10 protein-coding genes and 2 pseudogenes are annotated in these 20,539 nt (G+C 43.2%); 9 read left to right on the forward strand and 3 right to left on the reverse strand.

All coding sequences use genetic code 11. The annotated features are described in order from the left end of the window. Positions 1-203: 203 nt before the first annotated feature. The 7 genes and pseudogenes from JCM16496_RS01750 (at position 204) to bglX (ending at position 14,733) form a co-directional block, all read left to right on the forward strand. Positions 204-3,095 (forward strand): triple tyrosine motif-containing protein, encoded by a 2,892-nt coding sequence (locus JCM16496_RS01750; protein WP_025831902.1) that lies wholly within the window; start codon positions 204-206, stop codon positions 3,093-3,095. Positions 3,096-3,386: 291 nt separating this feature from the next. Continuing rightward, positions 3,387-6,590, forward strand: coding sequence for a SusC/RagA family TonB-linked outer membrane protein (locus JCM16496_RS01755; protein ID WP_005826839.1), 3,204 nt, complete (start codon positions 3,387-3,389; stop codon positions 6,588-6,590). An 18-nt stretch (positions 6,591-6,608) separates the two neighbouring features. After that, positions 6,609-8,198: a RagB/SusD family nutrient uptake outer membrane protein gene (locus JCM16496_RS01760; RefSeq protein ID WP_025831903.1), complete on the forward strand. Its 1,590-nt coding sequence runs from the start codon at positions 6,609-6,611 to the stop codon at positions 8,196-8,198. Between the two features lie 31 nt (positions 8,199-8,229). Continuing rightward, positions 8,230-9,603, forward strand: a complete 1,374-nt coding sequence (locus JCM16496_RS01765; RefSeq protein ID WP_025831904.1) for a hypothetical protein — start codon at positions 8,230-8,232, stop codon at positions 9,601-9,603. Between the two features lie 498 nt (positions 9,604-10,101). After that, positions 10,102-11,097, forward strand: coding sequence for a family 16 glycosylhydrolase (locus tag JCM16496_RS01770; protein ID WP_244440192.1), 996 nt, complete (start codon positions 10,102-10,104; stop codon positions 11,095-11,097). An 89-nt stretch (positions 11,098-11,186) separates the two neighbouring features. Next, a pseudogene (locus tag JCM16496_RS01775) lies at positions 11,187-12,478 on the forward strand (glycoside hydrolase family 2 protein). A 2-nt stretch (positions 12,479-12,480) separates the two neighbouring features. Continuing rightward, the gene (gene bglX, locus JCM16496_RS01780) at positions 12,481-14,733 is read left to right on the forward strand and encodes a beta-glucosidase BglX (RefSeq protein ID WP_025831905.1); all 2,253 of its coding nucleotides are present in this window, start codon (positions 12,481-12,483) and stop codon (positions 14,731-14,733) included. A gap of 111 nt (positions 14,734-14,844) precedes the next feature. On the opposite strand, the gene eno is transcribed toward bglX, so the two are convergent. From eno to crcB, 3 genes are all read right to left on the reverse strand, one after another. Continuing rightward, positions 14,845-16,134 (reverse strand): phosphopyruvate hydratase, encoded by a 1,290-nt coding sequence (gene eno, locus JCM16496_RS01785; RefSeq protein WP_025831906.1) that lies wholly within the window; start codon positions 16,132-16,134, stop codon positions 14,845-14,847. A 65-nt stretch (positions 16,135-16,199) separates the two neighbouring features. Next, on the reverse strand, positions 16,200-16,328 hold the full coding sequence (locus JCM16496_RS24520) for a hypothetical protein (protein WP_262482738.1): 129 nt from the start codon (positions 16,326-16,328) through the stop codon (positions 16,200-16,202). Positions 16,329-16,341: 13 nt separating this feature from the next. Then, a complete protein-coding gene (gene crcB, locus JCM16496_RS01795; protein WP_025831908.1) occupies positions 16,342-16,719 on the reverse strand; it encodes a fluoride efflux transporter CrcB in 378 nt (125 codons plus the stop codon). A gap of 185 nt (positions 16,720-16,904) precedes the next feature. Here crcB and JCM16496_RS01800 point away from each other — a divergent pair, with 185 nt between their 5' ends. Both JCM16496_RS01800 and JCM16496_RS01805 read left to right on the forward strand, forming a co-directional pair. Continuing rightward, a complete protein-coding gene (locus JCM16496_RS01800; RefSeq protein ID WP_025831909.1) occupies positions 16,905-17,744 on the forward strand; it encodes a helix-turn-helix domain-containing protein in 840 nt (279 codons plus the stop codon). A 16-nt stretch (positions 17,745-17,760) separates the two neighbouring features. Then, a pseudogene (locus tag JCM16496_RS01805) lies at positions 17,761-20,482 on the forward strand (PAS domain-containing hybrid sensor histidine kinase/response regulator). The last annotated feature ends 57 nt before the right edge of the window (positions 20,483-20,539 follow it).

The raw sequence follows: 20,539 nt of genomic DNA on the forward strand, positions 1-20,539 counted from the left end.
CTTTGGAGGGGAGGTACGGATTCTTTTCGGCATTACGGTGGACAAATACTTCTTAGTATAGCGGAATCTAAAGTATAGTGATGCAAAAGATTGCCATTTGAGAAGAAAATAATAATCGGGGACGAAAAAACTGATAGGCTATTGTGCGCTACCTTGAAAATAAGCATTATTTTTGTGCAACTAACTATATAGTCATTATACGCATGAACAAACACATATTGTCATTCTACCTTTTTTTCTGCCTTTTTCTTTTTCCCCCTTTGGTCGAAGCAATTGCCGGCTGGAATAGCTTTATCGTCAATTTTGATAAAAGCGTTTATGGCAAGGGAACCCAGACTTGGCAGATAGCACCCTATGATGACAAGTGGGTATATTTCGCCAACAAGAACGGTATGGTGCAATTTGATGGCAATGTCTGGAACGTGTTTCCATTGAACAATGCTTCCGATGTGCGTTCCGTTCTGGCTTCTGCCACCCAAAAAAGAATTTATGTGGGAGGCATCAATGAGTTCGGCTATTATGAACCGGATGCGGACGGTTCTTTGGCCTATCATTGCCTGTCCGATACTTTGGAGAGCTCCGTTCGTTTTCTTGGAAACGTGTGGGGCATCCATGAGACTGACAATATCTTGTATTTCCAAGGGGACGGGTGCGTGGTGAAGTACCTGAACGGAAAATATACCGCCATTGAAATGAATGCCAAGATAGACTGTTCCAATATGGTCAATGGTATTCTTTACATCGGTACGGACAGAGGTGTATGGCTTTTGGTTGGAAACACTTTTTTCCCTCTTCAGGGGGCCGATGCGTTAGCTTCCAAACGTATCCGTGGCATTATACCTTATAAGAAAGGTGTTCTGGTGGTGACTGCATACAACGGACTTTACTATTGTGACGGGCGTACGATGGAACCATTTATCACCGGTGCCGAAGAGTTTATGCGTGAGAATGAAGTCTTTTGTGTGGCCCAAAAGGACGATAAGATTGCCTTGGGAACCATTCATAAAGGATTGGTACTGGTGGATTGCAGCACCATGCAACTGAAATATTTCAATGAGAACAACGGTTTGCGTAACAATACGGTGCTTTCTGTCTCCTTCGATACGACCGGAAACCTCTGGGCCGGTCTGGATAGCGGCATTGACTACGTCTGTCTGAGTTCTCCTTTTACGAATCTCTATTCCTATCCTTATTCCTACGGCACGGGATATACGGCGGCGGTAGAAGGCGGCTATCTTTATTTAGGTACCAATCGGGGTTTGTATTACACCTCTTATCCGGTACAGATGAACGGCGATTTGCCGGATGTCCGTCCGATGCCCCAATCCAGCGGACAGGTCTGGAACCTTTGCCGTATAGGTGATGAACTCTTCTGTCTGCACGACCGTGGTATTTTCCTTATCAATGGTACTTCCGTAAAACGCGTGACGGATATTGCCGGTGCCTGGTGTTGCCAACTTGTGGCAGGACGTACGGACCTTATGTATGTCGGGGTATATAGCGGTATTTATTTGGTTGGGAAAAAGAATGGAGAATGGCAGGTGGTTGGCAAGATTGAGGGTGTGAACGATTCTTGCCGTCTTTTTGAGCAGGAAAGCGATAAGGTGATTTGGGTGTACAATACAGACCACGTTACCCGTGTGGATTTGGATAATGATTTGACAAAAGCTGTCCGTATAAAGGAATATAGCGCGAAGGATGGTTTTCCGGTAGGACGTGATATGTATATAGCGAAGATAGAAGACCGAGTGTATTTTGCCACTCCCCGGGGAATCTATAAGCATAATCCTCATAAAGATGTCATGGAGCCTTGTCCGGATATGAACAACCTTTTGAATGGCACCGCGGCCTATTCGCGTGTCTTGGAGTATCACGATAAGCTGATTAGTTTGAGCCCTCACGAAATCTGTATTGCCAATCTGGGTACCTATAAGCGGGGGGCGAATACAAGCATTAATCCCATCCAGCAATCGCTGATTGAACTGGTACCCGGTTTTGAAACGATTATTCCTCTTTCAGATTCGCTGATGGTGGTTCCTAATGAAGGAGGTTTCGCTTTATTCAGTATCCCGGCCGTAAGGGAGCGTCAGGATCGTAGCCATTCCTTATATATAAGGAACATGTATCTGTCTTATCCCAAGGATTCATTGGTATATACCGCAAACTTTTTAGGAGAGAAGCCGGTTCCGGTGATAGCTTATTCCATGAATTCCGTTCGTTTTGACTATGCCCTTTCTTTCTTTGCGGTAGGAGATGATATCCGTTTTCAATATCGTCTGAATAAAGGGAGCTGGTCCGATTTCACAACGGTACGTACCAAGGAGTATAGCAGCTTGTCGGAAGGTGAATATACGTTTGAAGTTAAAGCGGTCTTTCCTGACGGTACGACATCATCGGATACAATCGCTTTCCGTATACTTCCGCCGTGGTATCGTAGTGCTGCTGCATACGTTTGTTATATCATCTTGGCTTTGCTTGCCTTATGGTATGTCTACCGCTGGGATGATGTCCGTGTAAAGCGGAAGAAACAGCAGGCGGTGGTCGAGAAGGACAAAGAGTTGCACGATATGGAAAGGGAGTACGAAGAGGAGAAAGCTCGTCAGGAAAAGCAGATTATGCAGCTGGAGAAAGAAAAATTGGAATACGATTTGCAACATAAGAGCCAGGAAATGGCCAATCTGATGATAAACTTTGTCCGTAAGAATGAAATGCTGACTGAAATCAAGTCAGAAATACTTAAAGTATCCGCCTTGCTGAAGGGTGAGGGGGCTCGGGAAGGAAAACAGCAACTCATACTTATTAATAATAAAATAGACGGTAATATACAGAGTGATGAGGTTTTGAAGCGTATTGAAGACCAGTTCGATTTGATACATAACAATTTTATGAAACGTCTTCATGCCAAGCATCCTGAACTTTCCCACAACGAACGCATGATGTGCGCTTATCTAAAGATGAATCTTTCCACGAAAGAAATAGCGCCTCTGTTGAACATTTCGGTTCGTGGAGTTGAAACAATCCGTTATCGTCTTCGTAAGAAGTTCGCTTTAGAGAGAGAGGATAGTTTGACGGATTATTTAAGCAATAAACTGTAGCCTTTAGATATTAACTTCCTTTAAAAGAAGGAAGTGCATGGAAGGGAGGAATGTTAAATTTCTCCCTTTTGTGTTCTATAACATATTGTGACGTAATACTTAAAAGTATATGTTAACTATTGATTATTAATAAGTTATTTGCTAATGACGTATTGATAACGTATTTGAATTTTGTATTTGACGTATTTAAGAATGATTGTTTCTTATTTGTTTTATTTGCTTTTACTCTATGTTTGCACTGTTCGATTGAGAACAAAACCGAGAAACGTTAATCTTAATTTAGTAAAACTTATGAAAAAGTTATTATCAGTTTTATTTCTGTTAAGCTTTACCTTGGCTTCTGTATATGCCCAAAATATACAGGTAAAAGGTACAGTGGTAAGCGGTTCGGATAATGAACCGTTGCCTGGAGTAAATGTGGTAGTTAAAGGAACTACCAATGGTGGAATTACTGATTTGGACGGTAATTTTACATTGTCGGTTCCTGCCGACGCAACACTTTCTATTACCTATATTGGTTTTAAGTCACAAGAAGTAGCGGTAAATGGAAAAAATTCCTTGAAAATAGTTCTTCAGGAAGATTCAGAAACGCTGGACGAAGTAGTAGTGGTGGGGTATGGTGTTCAGAAAAAAAGTGTGGTAACAGCATCTATTGCCAAAGTTAGTAGTGAGGATTTGGAAAACAAATCTCCGGTGCGTATGGATAATGCATTGAAAGGTTTGGCTGCAGGTGTGGATGTAACTTCAGCTTCTGGTCAGCCGGGTGATTCTCCTCGTGTACGTGTACGTGGTATTGGTACTATCAACAATAGTGATCCGCTCTACATTGTAGACGGTATGCCTATTGGGGGTGGTCTTGATTTTGTAAATCCTAATGATATCGAGTCTATCGAAGTGTTGAAAGATGCTGCTTCTGGTGCTATCTATGGTGCGCGTGCTGCTAATGGCGTTATTCTAGTAACTACCAAAAAAGGTAAGATGGGTAAGGCACAAATTAATTACAATTTTTCTTATGGCTGGCAGAGTGCATGGAAGAGACGTGATGTGACTAGTGCGACAGACTATGCTATCCTTCAGAATGAAGCCAATGTGAATGGTGGTCAGGCTCCAATTTATGCAGATCCTTATAATTTGATTGATGCTAATGGAAATTCTATCAAAGGGTTTGGTACTGATTGGCAAGATCTTGTTTTCTATGACAATGCTCCGGTAGTGAATCATGATGTGACAGTTAGTGGTGCATCAGAAAAAGTAAATTATTATTTGTCTTTGGGGTATTATTCACAAGATGGTATTGTTGGTGGTAATCACGGACATTCTAATTATGACCGTTTGACTATTCGTTCCAATACTCAATATAATCTAATTGATGCATCTAAAGAACGCGGTTTCCTTAATAAATTGGATTTAGGTGTAAATTTGGCTTATATGCGTACGCATTCAACAGGTGTTGGTACTAACTCTGAATTCGGTTCAATTTTGGGATCGGCTCTTTATCTGTCTCCTATTTTGACCCCTACATTGACTGGTGATGCAGCTGAAAAGATGATTGAAACTTATAAAGATTTTGATTTGCCTCGTGATGCAAATGGTGATCCTTATACAGTACCTGGCTATGGAGGAGCTTATCAGGAAATGAATAATCCGCTGGCTATGATGACATTGACTCCTACAAAGAATTGGTCGCATAAGTTTGTTCCAAAGTTTTCTATTGATCTTCAATTGTGGGATAATTTGAAGTATCACTTCAATTATAGTGCTGATATGGGATTTTGGGGTAATGAAGGGGCTACTAAGAGCAAGTATTATCTCTCAGCTAATAATAAGGCAACACATACTAATGCATCTTCATTCAAGGCACAGAATGTGACATGGCAGATTGAAAACACATTAACTTATGACAAAACTATCGGCAAACATACATTTGGTGTTGTATTAGGACAGTCTGCCCTTAAATATAAGGGAGATCAACTTGGTGGTAACCGTTGGAATCTGGTGAATCCTAATAAACCTTCTATTGATTATGCTACAGGGAATGTTGAATATACAAAGGATGCAGATGGTAATATTACTGGTGCTACAGTTCAGTATGGCGTTTATGGAGGTCCTTATACAGAACATAGAATGTCGTCTATGTTTGCTCGTTTGAGTTATAACTATAATGAACGCTATATGATTCAGGCTACAATCCGTCGTGATGGTTCAAGTCGTTTTGGTATTAATAATAAATATGGTACGTTCCCTTCAGTATCTGTGGGATGGAATGTGACAAATGAAGAGTTTATGGCTGATACGCGAGAATGGTTGTCTAACTTAAAGGTTCGTGCCAGTTGGGGTAAGAATGGTAATGATAACATAGCCGAATTTGGTTATACTTCATTGACGGCCATGGGTAACAATGTCCTTTTGGGTAAAGATGCCATCAAATGGAATGGTTCTAAAGCACAACGTTTGGCAAATCCTGATTTGAAATGGGAAGAGAGTGAGCAAACCGACTTAGGTATTGATTTGGGATTCTTTAATAATGCTTTAACATTCAGTGCTGACTATTACATAAAGAAAACCAATGGTATGATTATTACGATGCCTATCCCGAGTTATGTAGGTGAAACTAAACCTCTTGGTAACGTAGGTGATATGGAAAATAGTGGTTTTGAGTTTGAACTTGGCTATAAATGGAATATTGCTGATGCTAAATTTGCAGTAAAGGGAAATGCTACTTATCTTAAAAATGAATTGAAGAACTTGGGAAATGATACTGGCTATATGGATTTAGATGGTATTCAAGGATTCTCTGGTGGTGGTACACGCGGTTCTAACGGACAACCTTTCCCCTATTTCTATGGTTACAAGACTGACGGTGTTTTCCAGAATATGGATGAAGTTCGTGCTTATGTTAATAAAGATGGTAAAATGATTATGCCGGATGCGGTTCCTGGTGATACACGTTTTGTGGATGTAAATGGTGATGGTAGCATCTCGGCAGATGACCGTACTAACATTGGTAATGGTACTCCGGATTGGACTTATGGTTTGAATCTTAATGCTGATTGGAAAGGCTTTGATTTTAATATTTTCTTCCAAGGTGTAGCTGGTGCTGATGTGTTTGATGGCACTTATCGTACAGATGTTGCTTCTGGTAACTATCCTTCTTGGATGTTGGGACGTTGGACTGGTGAAGGTACTTCTAATAAGTATCCTCGTCTGGCTGTCGGTAATGCAACGAACTGGATGGTATCTGATCTTTATGTTTGTGATGGTTCATATCTTCGTCTTAAGAATATTACTTTGGGATATACATTGCCTAAGACTCTTACTCGCAAACTTACTATTGAACGTCTGCGTGTGTATGTGCAAGCTGAAAATCTTGTGACTTGGACCAAATATTGGGGATTTGATCCTGAAATTTCTTCAGGTGCAACTTCTCTTGGTGTTGACCGTGGTATTTATCCGCAGGCTCGCACATATACAGTAGGTGTAAATGTTTCTTTCTAATCTAAAAATAAGAACTATATGAAAACAAATAAAATATTAGCAATAGGCTTACTTGCTGCCGCTACAGTGTTGACTACCGGTTGCAGTGACAGTTTTCTTGAGGTGGAAAATCCGACAGGTGAACCATTGGAAGATTATTATACTACGGATGAGCATATTCAGGAAGCTCTGATTGCAGCTTATGACCCTCTCCATTGGCCAGATTGGGGATTGGGACAATACAATGCCTTGAATATTGACGGTGAAATTATGGGTGATAACTTTTGGGTAGGTGGTGCAACCAAGACCGATATGCAGAATTGGCATATGTTGTTTAATTATGAGGCTAATGAAAATAATACACTTGGCTCTCTTTGGACAGTGGACTATTCTGGTATCAAACGTTGTAATGACTTACTGAAGTATCTTGATTGGGGTACTGATGTTACTGAGGCTAATCGTAAACTCTATGAGATGCAAGCTCGTTTACTGCGTGTTTTCTATTATAACATGTTATGGCATTATTTTGGTAATGTACCTTTCTATTTGGAGAATCTTTCTGAACCTCCTTATACGGCTCCACAATATACTGCAGATCAGGTTTATGCTGAGTTGATTGCGGAACTTGAAGCTGTAATTGACTCTAAGGTGTTACCTTTGAAATATTATAAAACAATCAAAGAAGGTAAAGAAGTTGACGACGAAGGTCAGTTGGGACGTGTCACTCAAGCTATGGCTTATATGGTATATGCTGAAATGGTAATGTATCAGAATGATGAAAGTCGTTTCTCAAAAGCTTTAGGTTATATGAAGGAGCTTATTGATAGTCCTAGCTTTAGATTGAATCCTAGTTTTGCCAACATCTGGGAAACGGAAGGCGAATGGTGTGACGAATCTATCTGGGAAATTAATTATGAGCAAACTAATAACGAACGTGGCTGGGGAAGTCCGTTAGCTGTTGGTGGTACAGTGCTTCCTACTCTGATTTCTCCTAACTCTTTCCCAGGTGATGATGGTTGGTCAAAGGGTAATGATGGCTGGGGATTTATGCCCATGCGTCTTGAAACTTATCAAATGTTTAGTGAGCAAGACAAACGTCGTGATGCAACTTGCTGGGTGATTGCCGAAGATGTAGAATATACGAAACGTTATCAAGATACTCATATTTGGTTACAAAAATATCGTCCGTATGATAAGAACTTCAAGCAGTCTTCCGGTGACCAGAATTTGAACTATAATAACAATTATCGTTATTATCGTTATGCTGAGACATTACTAAATGCTGCAGAACTTTCTCTTCGTACAGGTGGAAGTGGTACAGGTGAGGCTAAGACATGGTTGAACGAAGTTCGCACCCGTGCCGGTTTGGCTGAACTTGCAAACGTTACGGTTGACGATGTACTTACAGAACGTCGTTTGGAATTTGTAGGTGAAGGCAAGCGGTATTTTGATTTGGTACGTGCTGAAGGAATCAGTGGAGCATCAGCCAGCAATAAGGCTACTACTGCACTGATCCCCGATCAATATGGTTACCGTACTAATTCTTGGACTGCAAAGAAGAAATATATTCCTATTGCACAGGGAGAGTTGGATTCCGATCCGGCTTTGGTTCAAAATGCTTATAAATAGTTTACCATAACTCCATTAACAAATAATTGATATGAAAAATATATTTAAATATATGGCAGGCGTGTTGGTTGCTGGTTTTGCAATGACTTCATGTTCGCCTGAAGATTTTACGGGAGCCAATGGCAATATCCCACAAGCATCGGATTATACTGATAACTTTAAAGTTACTGTAGATCAGACAACCAATTATGCAAACTTTGAATTTACTTCTGCTCCTGGAGTGTCTCCAATTTGGATAATTGACGGCGCTTATCAAGCCTCATATGGCTTTTCCAAATATTATCGTAAAAAAGGTTCATATACAGTAGAATGTAAAGTAAAGAACGCAAATGGTATCAGTGATGGTTCGGTAACCAAAACTTTTGAGATTGAGAAGACCATTATGAACGGTTTTGGTGGTTTTGTGGAAGATAGTGATTTCAACATGTTTAAGGGAGTGACTTTCAATGTGGCTTCTTTCTGGTATGCTCCGGGATGGGCTCAGATTGCTGACCCGAAATATACTTATCAGAATGGTGCATTCGTGGTTTCCTTGCCTGAGGCTACTACTGACCAGTGGCAGGCTCAGATGCATGTGGAACTTGACAAGGTAGTCGCTTTGCCGGCAGATAAGACCTATGATTTCTCTGTGATAATCACTTCTACTACCGCTCATCCGGGTGTGACGGTGAAAGTACAGCAGAAGGGTGATGACAATACGTTTATCAATATGCAGCGAGTGTCTTTGGATGCCAACGAACCTAAGTGCATATGGTTCAGCAATGTTCCTGGTGTGGATATTACCGATTTGAAGTTTGCATTCGATTTTGGCGGCAATGCGGCAAATACAGAGATTACGTTGGAGAGTTTCGTTTTGAAAGACCATGCTAATGATGACGGTACGGAAATTCCCGAAGTACAAGAGCCTGAACCTTCTTGGGTGAAGGTGGATAGTGAAGACAATCTTTGGAACGGGGCAACCTTTACCAATACTTTCTTCTATGCAAACCCGGATTGGAGTGCTCGACCTAACCCTGATTTAGCAGTAGATGGAAATGCTTATACACTTACTTTCCCTGATGCTACCGAGGCACAATGGCAGAACCAGTTCTCGTTCAGTACGGATTTGTCGGCTGATACAGAAACTACTTATGATTTCTGTGTCATTTTGAATCCCACTGTTGATTTGAAGGGGGTAACCGTGAAGTTGGTTCAGACAGATGAACCAGACATCAAGCATGATGATAATTTCTTCTTTGCAAAGCAGACCGATTTGCTGGGTAATGAAGATAATAAGTTCTGGGTTGCAAAGATAAAGGCACCTAAAGAAATGCATGCTATATCTTTAGTCTTTGACTTTGGTGGAAACCCTGCCAACACAAAAGTGACTATTAAAGATATTATTTTCCAGACTCATAGAGATTGACTAGTATTAGATAGAATATTGGTCTGCTAAAAGCAGTGAATAATAAAAAGGGGGAAGGATGTGTGTTATCTTGGCAATTGCTGGAGTTTCATCCTTTCCCTTTTTCTCTACTTATGTTGTAAAATATATATATATGAAATACTATTGTCTATTATCTATTCTTTTGTTTTCGTTGATTGCTTGTGGCAGTAGCGATGACAAGGAACCGCAATCCGAGGATGTTACCATTAAATGTTCTCCTGAAAAGATAGAGGCTGTTGCACAAGCTAGCCAATATGTGGTGAATGTGGTTTGTTCCGGTAAAGAGTGGACGGCTTTTGCCTCTGATGATTGCAGTTCATGGGTCAAAGTAAATGTAATAGGTTCTTCTTCTAGCCAAGGTACAGCGACGGTTATAGTCAGTGCTCATACGGTACTACTTCTCGTACTGGTACGGTGGTGGTTAAATCTGGTGCTACTCGTGTATCTATTCCTCTTACGCAAGCGGCTCCTTTATCAGTGTCACAGACTGAGTTGTATTCTAATTCTATAGGAGAATCTTTTATCTTATCTGTTATTGCTTCTGGTGAATGGAATGTGAAATCCAATGATAGTTGGATTAGCGCAGAAAAAAACAGCGGAGAGATTGTTGTGGCTACTTTAGCTAATGATGCAAAGATTTCCCGTACGGGTACAGTTGAAGTGGTGGCTGGTACAGAGAAAGTAACTGTAACAGTTATTCAAGAATCGGCTGAAGATCGGGATATCAATACCCCTGAGGGGTATCGGTTGGTTTGGCATGATGAATTTAATGAGGGCACATCTCTTGGCAATGATTGGACACACGAGGTTCAAGGAGCAGGGTGGGTAAATAATGAACTTCAAAATTACATCAATGGTTCTGCTGACGGAAAGCGTGTGACAGAACTTGTGGACGGTAAGTTGAATATTAATTGTTTCAAAGGCTCCGATGGTAAAATTTACTCTGGTCGTGTGTATGCTAAAGTGAATACTGGTTGGAAATACGGCTACTTTGAAGCACGCATCATGTTGCCTAAAGGCAAGGGGACGTGGCCGGCTTTTTGGATGATGCCGGTTGGTAATGACTGGAATACTAACCCATGGCCCATGTGTGGTGAAATAGATATTATGGAGGAAGTGGGAGTCGTACCCAACGAAGTCTCTTCGTCTATCCATACGCAAGATTATAATCATACTAAAGGTACGCAGAAAACACATGCCATGACTATAGAACAGGCAGAAGGAGAATTTCATCTCTATGCTTTAGAGTGGACGGAAGATGCCATCACTACATACGTAGATGGTAAGGTACAGTTGGCTGTTACCAAGCAACAATTGGGAACTGGGCATAATCAATGGCCTTTCCACTATGCTTTCTATCCCATTCTGAATCTGGCTTGGGGCGGTGATTGGGGTGGAATGAACGGTGTGGACGAGTCTGCTCTTCCAGTGACGATGAAGGTGGACTATGTACGCGTGTTTCAGAAAAAGTAGAGCTGTTTTATTTAAATAAAATTTGAATGCGCAGACTAAATGTTAGTTTTATCTATAACATAGATACTTATGCTTTAGGACAATTGATGATGAAAAAAGAAAAAATATTTATTTTTATCTGTTTAGTTTTGTTGTCTGCCTGTTCTCCTTCTTCTTTAGACGGCATTGTAATAGAGAAGGCGACAGACGGTTATAAACTTTCCATTGACGGAAGAGAAACTTATATTAAAGGCGTAGGCGGCACATATCGGTTGGACATTGCCGCCCAGAGTGGTGCCAATGCCTTCAGAACCTGGGGAGGTAATGTGGAGGAGATAAAGAAAAACCTGGCATTGGCTTCGGAGCACAACATGTACGTAATGCAAGGAATAGGCATGACCAAAGACTCCATACGCTATTACGATGATGAATATAAGAACAAGATGCGCGAAGAAGTCCGCTTGTTGGCAGAAACGTTCAAGAATGATACGAGTTTGCTGGCTTGGGGTATTGGCAATGAAATTGAGTTGGGAAATGCCAATATAGCTGCCGCATGGAAGTTTGTGGAAGAACTGGCACAGCTGATAAAGTCGATAGACAAGCGTCATCTGGTTTCGACAGTGATTTCCTACAATCCGTCGGCATTGGACTCTGTGGCAAAGTATGCTCCGTCTCTCGATTATGTGGGCATCAATGTATATGGTCCGATGGGAGAGGTGCAGATGGTTGTTGACAAGTCGGACTACAAGGTGCATTTATGATTACCGAGTGGGGACCGACCGGTTGGTGGGAAACAGCTTCTACCGAGTGGAAAGCACCCATAGAGCAGACCAGTGAAGAAAAACGGCAGGTGTACGAAGAGCGTTATACGCAATATATTTCTGCCAATCCCCGTTGCTTGGGCTCTTTTGTATTCTTGTGGGGACAAAAAGAAGAACGTACGCCTACCTGGTTCAGTATGTTTGTAGAAGACACGGTGGATATGCTGCCTCTGAAAGGAGAAAAGACTCCTATGGTAGAGGCTATGCAAAGAGTGTGGACTGGTAAGGAACTGGATGAAACGGCTCCGGTAATTCTGGGTATGATGACTGTCAATGGGAAGAGTGCTATTGATAATGTCCGCATCAAGGCAGGTGCTTCATTGAAAGCAGAGGTTGCGGCCATAGACAAGGAAAATGATTCTCTGACTTATGTTTGGGAAGTGCTTAAAGAAGCTACAGTACTGGGCTTTGGAGGTTCTTATGAACCGCGTCCGGAAAGAGTCGGTGAGGTGGCTATGTCAGATAAGAATGTGTATGAGACTGCAATTAAAGTTCCCGGAGAATATCGTTTGTACGTATATGTACTTGATAATACGGGCTTTGTCTCAACAGCAAATATTCCATTTCAAGTAATAGATTAAAGATGAAAACAATGAAAATGCTCTCTGCTTGTTTGTTGCTGCTTCCTTTTATATCTTGTACTCAAGTGCAGGATACAAAAAATGATGCAGTCATCGAGCAGAAAATAGAAACGCTGTTGTCCAGTATGACATTGGAGGAAAAAATTGGGCAGATGAACCAGATTTCTTCTTATGGCAACATAGAGGATATGAGCGGATTGATAAAGAAAGGTGAAGTCGGGTCTATCCTGAATGAAGTAGATCCGGTGCGTGTCAATGCCTTACAGCGTGTGGCAATGGAGGAGTCTCGCTTGGGTATCCCCTTGCTGATGGCGCGTGATGTGATCCACGGTTTCAAGACCATATTCCCTATTCCCTTGGGACAAGCGGCATCTTTCAACCCGCAGGTGGCTAAGGATGGTGCACGGGTAGCGGCTGTGGAGGCTTCTGCCGTGGGTATCCGCTGGACATTTGCACCGATGATAGATGTGGCTCGCGATCCCCGTTGGGGGCGTATGGCCGAAGGATGTGGCGAAGATACTTATTTGACTTCAGTGATGGGGGTTGCTATGGTCGAAGGTTTCCAGGGAGATTCGCTGAACAGTCCGACTTCCATAGCCGCATGTCCTAAACATTTTGTAGGTTATGGCGCTGCCGAGGGCGGGCGTGATTATAATTCCACTTTCATTCCGGAGCGTCGTTTGAGGGATGTATACCTTCCTCCTTTTGAAGCTGTGGCCAAGGCAGGGGCAGCCACTTTCATGACTTCGTTCAATGACAATGACGGAGCACCGTCTACCGGAAACACTTTTATTTTGAAAGATGTGCTTCGTGGTGAATGGGGATTTGATGGAATAGTAGTGTCAGACTGGGCTTCGGTAGCCGAAATGATGGCACATGGCTTTGCTGCCGATTCTAAAGAGGCAGCAATGAAGGCGGTGAATGCTGGCGTGGATATGGAGATGGTCAGCTATACGTTTGTCAAGGAATTGCCGGAATTGATAAAAGAAGGTAAGGTCAAGAAGTCTGCCATAGACGATGCCGTGCGGAATATTCTGCGTATCAAATTCCGGTTGGGACTGTTTGATAATCCTTATGTGGATGAGAAACGGATAGAGGAACTTTATGCTCCTTCTCATCTGGAGGCTGCCAAGCAGGCTGCTGTGGAATCGGCCATCTTGCTGAAGAACGAAAAGGAGACATTGCCTTTGCAATCTTCGGTAAAGACGGTTGCTGTGGTAGGTCCGATGGCAGATGCACCTTATGACCAATTGGGTACCTGGATATTTGATGGTGACAAGACAAAAACCGTGACACCGTTGAAGGCTATCAAGGAACTGGTGGGAGACAAAGTGCAGGTGATATACGAGCCGGGTCTGACTTATAGCCGTGACAAGAATATGGCAGGTGTTGCCAAAGCCGCTGCTGCCGCTGCACGTGCTGATGTTATTTTGGCGTTTGTAGGCGAAGAGGCTATTCTGTCAGGAGAGGCGCATTGCCTGGCTGACCTGAACCTGCAAGGTGCGCAAAGCGAACTGATTGCCGCTTTGGCGAAAACGGGAAAACCGGTGGTTACGGTCGTAATGGCAGGGCGTCCTTTGACCATAGGAAAGGAAGTCGAACTCTCGTCAGCTGTACTTTATTCGTTCCATCCCGGAACCATGGGAGGACCGGCATTGGCCGACTTGTTGTGGGGCAAGGCAGTACCAAGCGGCAAGACTCCGGTGACGTTCCCGAAGATGGTAGGACAAATACCGGTTTATTATGCTCATAACAGTTCCGGACGTCCGGCTACGCGGAATGAGGTTTTGCTGAATGACATTCCGTTGGAAGCGGGACAGACTTCATTGGGATGTACCTCTTTCTATATGGACGCTGGTTTCGATCCGCTGTATCCGTTTGGCTACGGTCTGTCGTATACGACGTTCAAATATGATAATGTGAAACTCTCGTCTGCCAGTCTGAAGAAGGAAGATGTGCTGACTGTGACTTTCGACCTTGAGAATACCGGAAAGTATGAAGGTACCGAGGTAGCCCAGCTTTACGTGCAGGACAAGTTTGCTTCGGTGACCCGTCCGGTGAAGGAGCTGAAACGCTTTGCCCGCGTCACATTGAAGCCGGGTGAGAAGAAAAATGTATCGTTTGAACTTCCGATAAGTGAACTTGCTTTCTGGAATATAGATATGGTGAAGACGGTGGAAGCCGGAGACTTTGCTCTTTGGGTGGCACCGGATAGCCAAAGTGGAGAAGAAGTTTTCTTTAAGGTAGTAGATTGATTGTTGATTTAAGGTTAAAAAGAGAAGGGGCAGACCGTGACGGTTCGCCCCTTCTTACGTTTATATAAATGCTTTCTTCTTTATAAGCCCCGCCTTCCGGCAAATAATTCATCACTTATCACTTATCACTTTCTTATATCCATACACCGCATTGCTTCCCAGTTCTTCTTCGATGCGAAGCAGTTGGTTGTACTTTGCCATACGGTCTGAGCGGCTCAGCGAACCGGTCTTGATTTGTCCGCTGTTGGTAGCTACGGCTATGTCTGCGATAGTCGCATCTTCCGTTTCACCGGAACGATGGGAAGTTACGGTAGTATATCCGTGGCGGTGTGCCATTTCGATGGCGTTCAGTGTTTCGGTCAGCGAACCTATCTGGTTTACTTTAATCAATATGGAGTTGGCACAGCCTTTTTCGATGCCCATTGCAAGGAAGTCCACATTGGTGACGAACAAATCGTCTCCTACCAACTGGCAACGGTTGCCGATACGGTCGGTCAGTTTTTTCCAGCCATCCCAGTCGTTCTCGCTCATGCCGTCTTCGATAGAGTCGATGGGATACTTGTCGATTAACTCTTCCAGATAGTCAATCTGTTCGTCGGCAGTACGTTTCTTGCCTTTGTCGCCTTCGAATTTGGTATAATCGTAGATGCCGTCATGGTAGAACTCGGAAGAAGCGCAGTCCATGGCAATCATTACATCTTTGCCCGGTTCGTATCCGGCAGCCTTGATGGCGGCAATGATGGAGTTCAAGGCATCTTCTGTACCCTCCAGATTAGGAGCAAAACCTCCTTCATCGCCTACTGCTGTGCTGAGGCCACGGTCTTTCAGGACTTTCTTCAGTGCGTGGAACACTTCGGCACCCATACGCAGACCTTCGCGGAAGGAAGTGGCACCTACGGGGCGTATCATGAATTCCTGGAAAGCAATGGGAGCGTCACTATGCGAACCGCCGTTGATGATGTTCATCATCGGTATAGGCATCACATAGGTATTTGTACCACCGATATATCGGTAGAGTGGGATGTCAAGGTAAGCGGCGGCAGCCTTGGCTACAGCAAGAGATACGCCGAGGATGGCATTGGCACCCAGATTGGCTTTCGTTTTGGTTCCGTCCAGTGCAAGCATGGCATGGTCGATACCCATCTGGTCGAGGGCGGACATACCGATGAGCTTGGGGGCAATGATATTATTGATATTGTTCACGGCTTTCAAGACACCTTTGCCTCCGTAACGTTTTTTGTCACCGTCACGCAGTTCCAATGCTTCGTGTTCTCCCGTGGATGCTCCCGACGGGACAGATGCACGGCCTATGAAGCCGGATTCCAAGGTTACGTCTACTTCTACAGTTGGGTTACCTCTTGAATCGAGGATTTCACGTCCGATAATCTTCTCTATTTTCATATTCAGTCAATTTTAATTATAAACTATCTTACTAACAAATGAAAACAAGGAATTGTTTTTCGTTTTTAATCCTTTATTGTAATACCTAAAAGAGCAGTCAACTCCATGGCTTGGGAAGTATTGACGATGGCTCCCCGTATGTCGGGCAGGTTGATGCGTACGGGAGGCATGACAAAAGGTTTGCTGGGTTTCATAGGGGCGTTTGGGTTATATACAGCGTCCGAAGGCGCCGCCGGCAAAGGCTGCCAGGACTCCTAATGTGATACTTAATAAGGTATATAAGGCAAACATTCCGTAGAATCCTTGCTTTATCAGAATCAGTCCGTCATTGCTGAAAGTGGAGAAGGTGGTGAATCCTCCGCACAGACCGGTAGTCAGCAACAGCCGTACCTCAGTAGAAAGGTTGAAACGGGCGGATAAGGTATAGAATAGCCCGATGAGGAAACTTCCGAGGATATTGACCGTGAATGTAGCCCATGGGAAAGAGTAGGGGACTATGCGCTCGTGGAGCATCATCTGCACGCAGTAGCGCAGTACGCTGCCGGTACCGCCGCCAAGGAATATAACTATCAATATTTTGCTCATAGGATATCTGAGTATGGTTTTGATTGCAAAGGTAATCACTTTTTGTATACCCGGCCATATGGTAAGGTCTGTCTTTTGTCTCTATGGCACCGAAATTTGCTGTTTGCGTTCTATATCTTGCATCTTGAAATTTGATTGGGGGGAAATCCGTATCTTTGTTATTCATTTTAACTGCAACATTTCAGATGGATGGCAATTTTTCTATATATACCGAGCTTTCTGCCTTTCCAGCAGATGAACATAAAGCGTATTCGGCAGAAGGTTTTGGGGGAGTTTGCACAAGTGGAACAGCTGTTATAGAGGTGTTTTCAATCAGCCGCCGAATATCCCAAAACGACTTGGTAACAGTTTTACCGCTACAGTCAGTTTCAATACGTGAGATAAGTCCGGATTTCTCCATGACTTTTTTCAAAATAGATAAAACAATGTTTTTGGATACTATGAGTGGCTTAGGAAAAATCACTCCTGATTTCTTCTTTTATATGCGTAGGAATTTCCAGGTTCAGTTGACTCGGGATGAAGTTCAAAGGTTTCTTGGCTTTTGCCGTGTCATTGATTTCCGGAACAGCTCCGACAATTCCGTTTTCCGGCGGGAGACTATCTTGCATTTCTTACGTATTTTTTATTGGGATTTTTATGTTCATTTCCGCAAGACTGTAAGTCGGAGGGGAATCCCGGTTCCATTGAATTCTAATAAGGAGAATATTGCTTTCCGGTTTGCAATGTTGGTCTATGAACATTATAAGCAGCATAAAGAGATGGCGTTTTATGCTGATAAGCTGTGTATAACTCCTCAATATCTGACCCGGGTTATTCAAGAGGTAAATGGCTTGTCTGCCCGAGAATTGCTCGCAGACCATATTGTACTTGAGATAAAGTCGTTGCTTCGTGATGCTAATCTTGAGATAAAAGAGATTGTACGGCAGACGGGATTTGCAAACCAATCGTCGCTGAGCCGCTTTTTTCGCCGCTACACAGGTATGTCTCCGACAGAATACCGGCGTACTATTCACATTATTCGATAACTGTAAAATCTAATAGATGGAACAACTGGAAACACAAGCTTGCGATGGAGATAACACATCTTTTGAAGAAGAGATGTCGGTATTGCTGCATGAACAGATATTCTTGACAGATGGCGTGTACGCCCGTCTGCCAATGGGTGTGGAAATTTACGACTCAACTGGTATTCTTCGCTGTTTGAACGAGCGGGCGCGGATGATGTATGGCGTGGAACTTGATGCGGTGATTAATAAAGTCAATCTGTTTAACAGCCTTATGTGGACGAGGCACTCTTAGCGAGGATTCAGTCCGGAGATGATATTGTACTTGAGTTCGAATATGATTTTGACCGGATGAATAAAGAGTATTTTCATACTTCTAATACGGATACCATTATTTACGAGGTCAAGATTGTTCCGATAACCAACAAGAAGGGGGCTATTGTAGGCCATATGTTGCTTACCAATGATGTGACTTCTACCAAGGAGGCGGAGTACCGCACAGAGGAAAGTAAGAAAAATCTGGAGATGGCAATGGAGGCTGCAAACATGTCTTCATGGATATATGATGTGTACAAAATGGAGTTCGGAGTATTACATGGGAGTTCTGTGTTCAGGAGTGGCATGTCCTTGGAGCACTTGCTGCCTATGCTTCATCCGCAGGACCGTACTCCCTTAAAGGAGCTGTTTTCCAGACTGATAAATAAAGAAGTGATGCAAGGGCAGCTTACTGTTCGTGTCTTTAATGAACGGGAAGGGGGATACCGGCATTATGAGAGCCGTATGCGGCTTTCGACCGAGCATTTGGGTAAGTTGCAGATTGTCGGGACTTTATTGGATGTAACTGAAAAAATCCGGTTGGCAAAAAACACGCAGGATTTGTTGGTAAAACGTGAGCTGGCCATGAAGGTCAACGATATAGTGCATTGGGACTTCAATGTGCAGACACAAAAATTCGAATCTTACAACGATCCGGTCAATGATTATGCTTCTGACAGATTGGTGTCTTTGGAAGATTACTTGAATGTGATTCATCCCGAAGACAGTTCATTGGTCAATGATGTTCTGCAATCCATGTTGCTGGGGCGGGATATCAACATTAATCTTACCTGCCGCATGCAGACCAAACATGATGAGACCTGGCAATACTGTAATATCACGGGAGTCCCTTTCGAATTCGGAGAGGATGGAGAAGTTATCGGTTATACCGGATTTAGGCAGAATATTTCCAAACTCCATCAGTTGAACGAGGAGCTTAAGGAACGGAACTACAAAATGGAACTGACTTTCAAGACTGTCGGTATGTCTTATTGGGATTATGATGTGGAGAACAGACAATACCGGTCGTTCAATGATCCGGTGAATGATTTCAATCCCGAAAGAGTAATTATGCCTGAAGACTATCTGAATGCTGCTCATCCGGAAGATACGGAACGTGTCCGTGAAAATATAGTTGCCATGTCTGCCGGGCAATATAATGAATTCTCATTTCAGTATCGTTCCCGGACCAAATGGGACCAGGATTGGCAGACATTGATTGTTACCGGACTTCCGTCCGAACGTGACAAGAAGGGGAAGCCCATTCGTTATACCGGCATTGCTTCAATAATACGAAATGGGAGACAATGGCCCAGGAACTGAAGGAGATGAAGGATAAGGCTGAGCTTTCCGATAGGTTGAAATCAGCATTTTTGGCTAATATGAGCCACGAAATACGTACACCGCTGAATGCCATCGTAGGATTCTCCGAATTGCTGGTAGACTGTGATAACCCGGATGAGAAGAAGGAGTATTGGGATATCATCGAATCCAATAATGACTTGTTGCTACGGCTTATCAATGATATTTTGGACCTTTCGAAAATAGAGTCGGGAATTATCGACCGTAAACGGGAGCGATTTAACTTGGCACAGCTGTGTCATGAACTCTATGTGATGATTCGGTCGAAGATTTCAAATGCTGATGTGGAATTACTCCAGGATAACCCTTGTACGGAATGTTGGATTTTTCTCGATAGGAGCCGGCTTAAACAGGTATGGATGAATTTCCTTACCAATGCGGTAAAATATACCGGAGCAGGATTTATAAAGATGGGGTATGCGGTTGAAAAAGAAGGAATCCGGTTTTATGTAGAAGACACGGGAGCAGGTATCCCTAAAGAATTGCAAGACCGGGTTTTCGGACGTTTTCAGAAACTGAATGATTTTGTGCAGGGTACCGGACTTGGATTGGCAATCTCCCGGGCGATTGTTGAAGCTGCGGGTGGAGAAATCGGATTTAGTTCCGAGCAGGGAGTTGGGTCTACTTTTTGGGCATGGGTGCCGTGTGAAATCTTCCAGCATGGTGATTCCAGTTGTCCAAAGATATCGCTTCCGGACCTTTGCCCGGTGTGGGACGGTAAGGATGACCGGAGACTTAAGATTCTGGTGGCAGAAGACAATGATAGCAATTTCTTACTGGTGCGCAATATCCTCAAGAATCACGACTTGTTGCGGGTGGACAATGGTGTGGATGCTGTTGGGGAGATTCGCAATGGGAAGTTTGATTGCGTCCTTATGGATTTGAAAATGCCTATTATGGGTGGGTTGGAAGCAACCCGGAAGATTCGGGAGTTCAATAGTGTCATTCCGGTTATAGCACTTACGGCTAATGCTTTTGATGCAGACCGTGCCGGTGCTACCGATGCCGGATGCAATGCCTTCTTGTCCAAACCGGTGAAGCAAAAGCAACTATTGGAACTTCTCTCAAGGATTTGTAGATAAGGTGAGAGTATAAGGGTAGCCATTGTTCAAGGGAAGTTGGTTTTCATGCAAACGTTT

The organism is Bacteroides rodentium JCM 16496, assembly GCF_000614125.1.
GTDB lineage: Bacteria > Bacteroidota > Bacteroidia > Bacteroidales > Bacteroidaceae > Bacteroides > Bacteroides rodentium.